This is a genomic window from Paractinoplanes durhamensis (assembly GCF_016862175.1).
Taxonomy (GTDB): Bacteria; Actinomycetota; Actinomycetes; order Mycobacteriales; family Micromonosporaceae; genus Actinoplanes; species Actinoplanes durhamensis.
On the sequence record NZ_BOML01000048.1, the window covers coordinates 174,959 to 181,149 of the forward strand.

6 protein-coding genes and 1 tRNA gene are annotated in these 6,191 nt (G+C 63.8%); 5 read left to right on the top strand and 2 right to left on the bottom strand.

Annotated features, from left to right (window positions below; genetic code table 11):
- The first annotated feature begins 128 nt into the window (after positions 1–128).
- From Adu01nite_RS29925 to Adu01nite_RS29945, 5 genes are all read left to right on the top strand, one after another.
- Positions 129–201 (top strand) — tRNA-Asn (locus Adu01nite_RS29925).
- Between the two features lie 777 nt (positions 202–978).
- On the top strand, positions 979–1,845 hold the full coding sequence (locus tag Adu01nite_RS29930) for a DUF6444 domain-containing protein (protein WP_203731611.1): 867 nt from the start codon (positions 979–981) through the stop codon (positions 1,843–1,845).
- Positions 1,846–2,379: 534 nt separating this feature from the next.
- The gene (gene ltrA / locus Adu01nite_RS29935; protein WP_203731613.1) at positions 2,380–3,813 is read left to right on the top strand and encodes a group II intron reverse transcriptase/maturase; all 1,434 of its coding nucleotides are present in this window, start codon (positions 2,380–2,382) and stop codon (positions 3,811–3,813) included.
- A 132-nt stretch (positions 3,814–3,945) separates the two neighbouring features.
- Positions 3,946–4,659 carry an IS66 family transposase gene (locus Adu01nite_RS29940; protein WP_203731615.1) on the top strand — a complete coding sequence of 238 codons (714 nt, stop codon included), beginning with the start codon at positions 3,946–3,948 and terminating at the stop codon, positions 4,657–4,659.
- Between the two features lie 107 nt (positions 4,660–4,766).
- A complete protein-coding gene (locus Adu01nite_RS29945) occupies positions 4,767–4,937 on the top strand; it encodes a hypothetical protein (RefSeq protein WP_203731617.1) in 171 nt (56 codons plus the stop codon).
- Between the two features lie 439 nt (positions 4,938–5,376).
- On the opposite strand, the gene Adu01nite_RS29950 is transcribed toward Adu01nite_RS29945, so the two are convergent.
- The gene (locus Adu01nite_RS29950; RefSeq protein WP_203731619.1) at positions 5,377–5,901 is read right to left on the bottom strand and encodes a hypothetical protein; all 525 of its coding nucleotides are present in this window, start codon (positions 5,899–5,901) and stop codon (positions 5,377–5,379) included.
- Between the two features lie 12 nt (positions 5,902–5,913).
- On the bottom strand, positions 5,914–6,191 hold a 278-nt coding region (locus Adu01nite_RS29955; RefSeq protein ID WP_203731621.1), incomplete at its 5' end, for a hypothetical protein.

The window sequence follows — 6,191 nt, forward strand, 5'->3', positions numbered from 1 at the left end:
TGCCCGTTTGATACTCCTGTACCGTTCGTTTCACTCCGAGGCGGCGCGCCCGGATACCCCTTCGCGCATCGCCTGCCCCGTCATGTACTCTGTTCCCCGGCACCAAGCAAAGCAAGGGTGTTGAACGATCCCCGATAGCTCAATTGGCAGAGCAGCCGGCTGTTAACCGGCAGGTTATAGGTTCGAGTCCTATTCGGGGAGCTTTCCGCAGTTCAGAGCCTTCCGCCGTGCTCACCGTGCGAACCGATCCACGTTTTTCTACAGTTATGTGGCTGCAGGGGACGAATCGGAGCCTTTCTACCCCGCTGGCGTGGCGTACTCCCGGCTGTCTCCGGGGAATCCGTAGTGACGTCGCCCCGCCTTGCATGCAGCCTCTGCCTCGTGGGCTGATCAGCACGGTCAGTTGGCCGCGGTGAATTGGAGCACGTTCAGAACTTTCGCGGCGCCGGTGTCGACGATCTTGCGGGCGAAGTAGGTGTTTTGAGTCATGCTCACGTGGGCGTGCCCGAGCTGATCGGCGGCCACCCTGGCGGTCGATCCGGCTTGGTGAGCCGGCGGACACACCGCACGAACCACCCAGCACCTCACCGATCGACACGACACTCGTCGAACGCAACGCCACACACCACGCAATGGTCACGAAGACGACAAAATACCGCTAATTGGACAGGTCGGGGCTCTGGCCGGCGGTGAGTGATCGCGCGTTGATCCGAGGTCGGACGAGGTTCACACCTGTCTCCGCGGGTACGCGCAGGATGGAATCATGACGGCATGCCGCACGCCATACCGCCCGTGGTTCATATAGCAGGTCACGTTGTCCATGGCGCTCTGGGCCGGCTTACCCACTATGCGGTGAAGTACAGGGGCACGATTGAGCGGTACGACGTGGCAGCCATGAGTCGTGACTGTTCAGGTCACGTGATTCGTGGTGTCGACCTCTGTTCCTGAGCGTGGCGTCCACTATGGGATGATCTTGGGGTGGTGCCTGGCCGGGGTGGTGAGAGTCCGTCGTATGACGAACTCGCTGTTCTGGTTGTCGGGCTGACGGCGCGGCTGGACGAGTTGTCCGCACGGGTTGGTGTGCTGGAGGCGGACAACGCCCGGTTGGTCGTGGAGAACACCGAGTTGCGGCGGGAGAACGCGGTCCTGCGGGCGGAGAACACCGAGTTGCGGCGCAAGCTGGGATTGAACTCGACGAACTCCAGCAAACCGCCGTCGTCGGACGGGCTGGGCAAGCCGCCGCCGGCATCGATGCGAGGCCGCAGCGGCCGTAAGCCGGGTAAGCAGCCGGGCGGTACGGGTACGGCGTTGTCGCAGGTGCCGGTCCCGGATGAGCAGGTCGATCATTACCCGCCTGCGTGTGGTGGCTGCGGTGACGGTCTTGATCCTGCTACGGCCGTGCCGACGGGTGTTCCGGTCGTGCGGCAGCTGTTCGACGTGCCCGATATCCGCGTGCGAGTCACCGAGCATCTGCTGCACCAGCTGGTCTGTTCCGGTTGCGGTGCCCGGACCCGTGCGGCTGCGCCGGCCGGGGTGACCGGGCCGGCGGTGTACGGGCCAACAGTCACGATGCTGGCCGCGTATCTGGCCGCGCAGCATCACATTCCGGTCGCCAGGGTGGCCGAGATCCTCGCCGATGTGGCCGGGATCGAGGTCTCGACCGGGTGGGTGACGACCGCGTGTGCCCGGATGGCCGAGGCTGTCGGACCCGCGAACGAGGCGATCAAGGACGCGATCGCCGCCGCGCCGGTGGCGTATTTCGATGAGACGGTGCGCCACGGGGCGCTGTGTAACCGAGTGGAGGTGAAAGGACTCCACCGCTGGGCGGTCGCAGCCGCTTGGTGAAGCTGGGGGCAGCCTGATCCGGGGGACGCCGGGGAGGGTGGGAGCAGCCCTGACAACGACGGGACGCGTTGGCACTGCCAGACGGCGCGGGTCCGGCTAGCGAGACGAGAAGGTGTACGAGAGAAACCAGCGTTTACGCTCCGTAAGCGAAGTGCCGGCTCGAATCTGGTGGATGTGGGCCGGTTTGCAGTGCGTGATCGCCGCGCGATGTGCTGCGGGCGGTCAACTCCGAAGCCGGCATAGTTTCGCCGGTGGGGAGGCCACGTCGAAGGTCTGCGGCGTAGGCGTGGCGATGCTGCCGGGGCACAGTTGGACACCTCCCTCGTCGATCGGTTACGTGGTGAACGTGGGAACCACCTGCGGTCGCCCTCCCGGCCGGGCAGCCAGTTCCGGTCGCGGGCAGGCCCGTCGTCGGCTGATGGCCTCAGGTGGGGCGGAGGCCCCGTAGTAGTCCGAGCCCGGGAAAGCCGTGGCACATGGCGAAGGGGGCCAGCAAGTCGGCAGGGAGGATGCTGGAATGCTGGGAGTCCGTTGGTGAATACCGACGAGCTGGAGCACGCCTTGTTCGAGGCGGAGCGCCGGGTACGAGAGATCCAGACCAAACTGCACCGTTGGGCGACCGACGATCCTGATCGCCGGTTTGATGACCTGTTCAATCTCGTCGGTGATCCCGCGTTCTTGTTGGTGGCGTGGGATCGGGTGCGGGGTAACAAGGGGGCGCGCACGGCCGGAGTGGACGGTCAGACCGCCTACTACGTGGAGGCCGTGCAAGGGGTCGAGGGGTTCCTCGACCGGCTACGGTCGGAGTTGAAAGACCGCAGTTTCCAACCGATTGCCGTGCGGGAACGGATGATCCCGAAGCCGGGGACGATCAAACGTCGCCGTCTGGGGATACCCGCCGTGCGCGATCGAGTGGTCCAAGCGTCCCTGAAGCTGATTCTGGAGCCGATCTTCGAGGCGGATTTCCTCCCGTGTTCCTACGGGTTCCGCCCGAAGCGCCGAGCGCATGACGCGGTAGCCGAGGTGCACCACTTCGCCAAACACTCCTACGAGTGGGTGGTCGAGGGAGACATCACGGCGTGCTTCGACGAGATTTCGCACTCCGCTCTGCTGGATCGGGTGCGGCGTCGGATCGGGGACAAACGCGTCCTGGCTCTGGTGAAGGCGTTCCTCAAGGCGGGCATCCTCGGTGAGGACGGCGCGTTGCGGGACACCCAGACCGGTACCCCACAGGGCGGCATCCTTTCGCCAGTCCTCGCTAACGTGGCTCTCTCGGTCCTCGACGAACATGTCGCAGGAATGCCGGGAGGTCCACGATCCACGCAGTGGCAACGGGCCAAGCGGCGCCGGAACGGATTCGCCAACTATCGGCTTGCCCGGTACGCGGACGACTTCGTGATCATGGTGTCTGGCACCAAGGCGCACGCGGAGGCGCTACTCACTGAGGTGGCGGCGGTCTTGTCCACGGTCGGGCTACGCCTGTCGCCGGACAAGACACTTATCACCCACATCGACGAGGGCCTCGATTTTCTGGGGTGGCGCATCCAGCGGCACCGCAAACGAGGCACCATCAGCAGGCACTACGTCTACATCTACCCGGCCAAGAAGGCGCTCTGCGCGGTCATGGCCAAGGTGAAGACCGCGTGTCACCAGGACACGAACCTGCCGCTGGAAGTCCTGCTGCATCAGCTCAACCGGATGTTGCGGGGCTGGACCGCCTACTTCCGCCACGGTTGCTCCAGCGCGACCTTCAACTACCTGCGTTCCTATCTATGGACGCAGGTCTTCGGATGGCTGCGTCGGAAGCACCGTCGAGCAGCATGGAAGGAACTCCGTCGCCGGTTCACCCGCGACGGATGGTGGCCCGCCGACGACGACCTGGCCCTGTTCAACCCGGCCGCTGTGCACACCAAGCGGTACTACTACCGGGGAGCGCAGATCCCGTCGCCCTGGCCCAGTGTCGTATGAGGACCGTCCGAAAGCCCTGTTCGCGGCTTGCGGAGAGCCGGATGCCCGGCTAACGGGCACGTCCGGTTCGGGAGGCGGGCCGAGGAGACGGATCGGTCGAAAGACCGACACCGCGTCTCGGTCCGACCTCACGTGACCCGGGTCGCCGGGCGTAACCACTGGCTGCACGCCGCTGCGACCGGCCGGTTGACCGCCTATCACATCGACGAGCATGGCCGGGCCGTCGCGTCGATGACCGCGTTCGGCATTCTGCCCCGCTTCACCGGGGTCGCCGTGCACGACGCGTACAGCGGCTACGACGGCTTCACCGGCTGCACGCACGCGTTGTGCAACGCGCACATCCTGTGGGAAGCGACCGGGATCAGCGAGTTCGACCCGCACGCCGCCGCCGACGGCTGGGCCGACGACCTGGTCACCCTGCTCGGCAACGCGCACCGCTGGGCCGCTCACTGGCGCGATCAGGGCCACACCGGGCTACCCGGATTCAAGTACGACGACCTGTCCGCACGCTACGACCAGGTCGTCGACCGGGCCCTGGCCGTCCATCCCGGCAGACAGACACCGGCCCGCAACCTGGCGTTACGACTGCAAGCCCGGAAATCCGAGTTCCTGCGGTTCGCCGCCGACTTCACCGTCGCGTTCTCGAACAACACCGCGGAACAAGCCGTCCGGATGGTCAAATCCAAGACCAGAGTCAGCGGCGGCTTCCGCACGCTCACCGGCGCCCAGACCTTCCTGGCCATCCGCGGCTACATCTCGACCATCCGCAAGAACGGCCTCCGCGCAGCTACCGAACTCCGCAACGCGCTGCTCGGCAACCCATGGATGCCCACAACTGCCGCGTGACCTGAATAGTTACCTGGCACCGGTTCACCACCCTCGCCCTGGCGGCCCTCGCCGTCCTCGCGATCTGCGCCGCCGACGCCCGCACCCCGGACCGCGCTCAGCCGGACATGATCGAGCTGACCATCAACGAGATCCGCCGCCTGATCAACGTCCTGCTAATCCGGCCGATCCGCACCATCACCTACCGTTTGCGCTGGTCAAACTGGCGACGCCGACACCAAGCACGAGCCAAACGAGCCCACTACGCCCGCCGCCTCAACCTCGAACTCCGACCATGATCACGAATGGCGGCTGCCGTACTAGCCGACCGCTAGCTCAACCCCGGCCGCCGCCGCCAGCGATTCAACGGTGTCCACGTCCACGCTCGCCTTCTTCCAAGCCCCGGGTTTCGTAGGGCGCGACCATGGTAGCGGGCGAAATGCCGGTTATCAATCTCCGGCCTATTCGTTTTGAATAGTCATGTTCTGTATCCGCTGGCGCTGTTGATGGTCACGTTGAGAGCGTATGGCACCGGATCTACTTGGCCGGTCCTTCGTGGCACATGGGGACGACCGCATAGAAGACCATTTCATTCCGGTTCAGCCTGTTTCGTACATCCTGCTCGATACGTTTAAAGTTGGACCACTGAGCCATTCCGCGCAACGGTCCGGTTTCGGGCTGTGGCGGTTTTGGTGTCCGTAAGGTCCGAGACGCGCCTGACCCTCGATCAAGGAGACGCTAATCGTGAGTCAACAAAATGTCTTCCATTTTCGTGAGAGAATCCTTGATCGCCCCCGGCAAACCGTCGACGAAAGGGCGGGCACCTTCGACTATCGACCTGGCCGCCTCCACCAGGCCGGCGAAGTCATTCAGACGACGGAATTGATCCGCTAGTTCGTCGATATCGCCATCGAGCTCAAACGCGGCTCGACCCGTCAAAACCCGCGTTCGTTGAGCCTCCCGAAGCAACGAAATTAGCCGCCCTGCCTCGGAAGCAACTGCCAACGTCTCGACATCAGCCGGCGAACCCCCTTCCCCAGTTGGCAACAGTTCAGCAAGTTCGCTGTCAATGACTAGACACAACATTCCCAAACCGTTGATGAGACCCCTCAGCACAATCGCTTCGTCCGGCGTCGCGGAGTAGTTTGCGGAGGCATGTTTGGAGGGGTACCCTAGAGCATTCATCGAATTGGCAACCGACTTCACCAGATCGTCGAACGATGATCCGTACGATCGAAGCGTATCGCCTATTTCATTCTCCACCGCTCCGCCTTCCTACCGGTGCCAGTCTTCTGGGAAGCCGCTTGGCTTCGCAGAAATGTCGAGCCACGGAAGAAATCTGGCGCAATGCCTATCGCAGGGGGCCATTGCCGTTCCGTGCTCTTTGCCGAAGGCATCGCCCACGGTAACAGATCTCATCTTCGCCCCTCGAATTTCCTTCTCATCCGCGAACGCCTTGGCGATGCAGTGCAACTCCGCACACTTCATATGCCTCAGATTTCCGGTTTCAGCTCTATACTCTCTCACCAGGGATGTCAATATGTTATTTTCCA